The sequence below is a fragment of the Desulfovirgula thermocuniculi DSM 16036 genome, from assembly GCF_000429345.1.
GTDB classification, from domain to species: domain Bacteria; phylum Bacillota; class Desulfotomaculia; order Desulfotomaculales; family Desulfovirgulaceae; genus Desulfovirgula; species Desulfovirgula thermocuniculi.
Window position 1 is genome coordinate 1 of record NZ_AUBR01000123.1, and the last position, 1588, is coordinate 1588.

Genomic DNA, 1588 nt, shown 5'->3' on the forward strand with positions numbered 1-1588 from the left:
AGCGAGGAAGTCAACGAGCGCATCTTCAAGAATATGTCCAAGCGTGCGGCGGAGATGCTGCGGGAGGAAATCCAGTACATGGGCCCGGTGCGCCTGCGGGACGTTGAGGAGGCGCAGCAGCGTATCGTGCAGATCATCCGCCGCCTAGACGAGGCAGGCGAAATTATCATTGCGCGCGGAGGAGAGGACACCGTCCTCCTGTGAGTAAGTAGCCGAGAAGCTTTTTAGCTGGGGGAGGATAAAAAAGTGAAGGTTCTAGTGGTGGACGATGCGAAGTTCATGCGCACAGTTCTCGGGAGCATCTTGCAAAAGATGGGGTGCGAGGTGGTCGAAGCGGAAAACGGGTTAGAGGCCATAGAAAGGTACGAAAAGCACCGGCCGGACCTGGTGACTATGGACATAACGATGCCGGGAATGGACGGCGTAGAGGCAGTAAAAAGGCTTAGGGAAGTTGACCCTAGTGCAAAAATCATCATGGTCAGCGCGATGGGCCAAAAAGATTTTGTGCTCAAGTCCATACAGTACGGGGCGCTGGACTTTATAGTTAAGCCTTTTCAGGAGGAGAGGGTGAGGAGCGCAGTGGAGAAAGCGTTGAAGGGAGTGCAGAAATTAGCGGAAAAAACGGTACATAAGTAGCGGGTGCTGCGGAAAGTCGGGCGGTAGGTTTTCCTTCTTGTGGTGGTATTTGATGAACGTAACCGCTTCTATAATTACTCCCGGAGGGCAAACCCGGCGAAAGCCGGGGACGCAAAGCCACAGGTCTAAGGTTTCCCGGGAGTCACGCCGGGAGGCTATGACGGCTGGGTTGCAAGGGAGGTGGGGCAGCCGCAGGAGGGCGTGTTGTGCCTGTCTCCCTGTGGCTTTTCTAGTTTTTATGTAGGATTTTAGCCCAATCGCTTTTGGAGTGCGCTCACGTACCAATGTTGAGGAGAGTCGAAGAAAATGCGCTTGGGAGAGCGGTTACGTTTTTTCGGCAGCGCAAGCGGTTAACTTTAAGGCACGTGGGGGAGATGATGGGGCTTCATGTAAGCACGCTATCTGGTTACGAGCGGGGGGTACGCAGGCCTTCACCGGAAATTTTAAAAAAGTTAGCCGATGTGTACGAAATTCCCCTTGCCTACCTGGTGCTGGATGAAAGGGATTTGCAGCAGGTAATTCCGGAAGAGGTTGCAGAAGCGGTATTGCTTTTTATGAGGCGCCCGGACATCAAAAGACTTGTGGAGGAAGTCAAGAACTTTCCCCAGCTTGCGGTTGAGTAGTTGTGCTGGTTTATCCGCACAATTAAGGAAACTTAACCTGGATCGAGTTGCCGCAGTTCCCACCCTTTGGGGGGAACAGGCGGTCCTGGCTTTGGAGGCTGTGGAATAGAGCTTAATCCAGGCTTTATTGGCAGACCCGATTTTTCTGGCTAAAGTTGTGCGCCCGCATAGATTTTGCAACTGCCCTGGGGCAGGTGAGGGTAATTAAAGCTCCATGCTTAAAGTTTTGCCGTGGGCCGTGTAAAATTTCAGTAGGCGCCAGAAAGGAATAAGCCCCTTGAAAAAGAAATGAGACCTCGCTCCCAAAAAACCACCAAAACTCAAGCTAA

At 52.5% G+C, this 1588-nt stretch carries 3 protein-coding genes and 1 riboswitch; all 3 genes read left to right on the forward strand.

The genetic code is table 11. The features are described 5' to 3' along the window. The coding region (locus G454_RS19730) for a FliG C-terminal domain-containing protein (RefSeq protein ID WP_035108129.1) at window positions 1-204 on the forward strand (204 nt) is incomplete at its 5' end. Window positions 205-246: 42 nt separating this feature from the next. Next, window positions 247-636, forward strand: coding sequence for a response regulator (locus tag G454_RS19735; protein ID WP_084413546.1), 390 nt, complete (start codon window positions 247-249; stop codon window positions 634-636). A gap of 76 nt (window positions 637-712) precedes the next feature. Continuing rightward, window positions 713-813: riboswitch (cyclic di-GMP riboswitch) on the forward strand. 107 nt (window positions 814-920) lie between these two features. Beyond that, the gene (locus G454_RS19740) at window positions 921-1259 is read left to right on the forward strand and encodes a helix-turn-helix domain-containing protein (protein WP_084413547.1); all 339 of its coding nucleotides are present in this window, start codon (window positions 921-923) and stop codon (window positions 1257-1259) included. Window positions 1260-1588: the final 329 nt, after the last annotated feature.

Excerpts from the sequence above, each read along its gene's own strand:
- G454_RS19740 (WP_084413547.1), top strand. The coding sequence starts at position 921 with ATGTTGAGGAGAGTCGAAGAAAATGCGCTTGGGAGAGCGGTTACGTTT.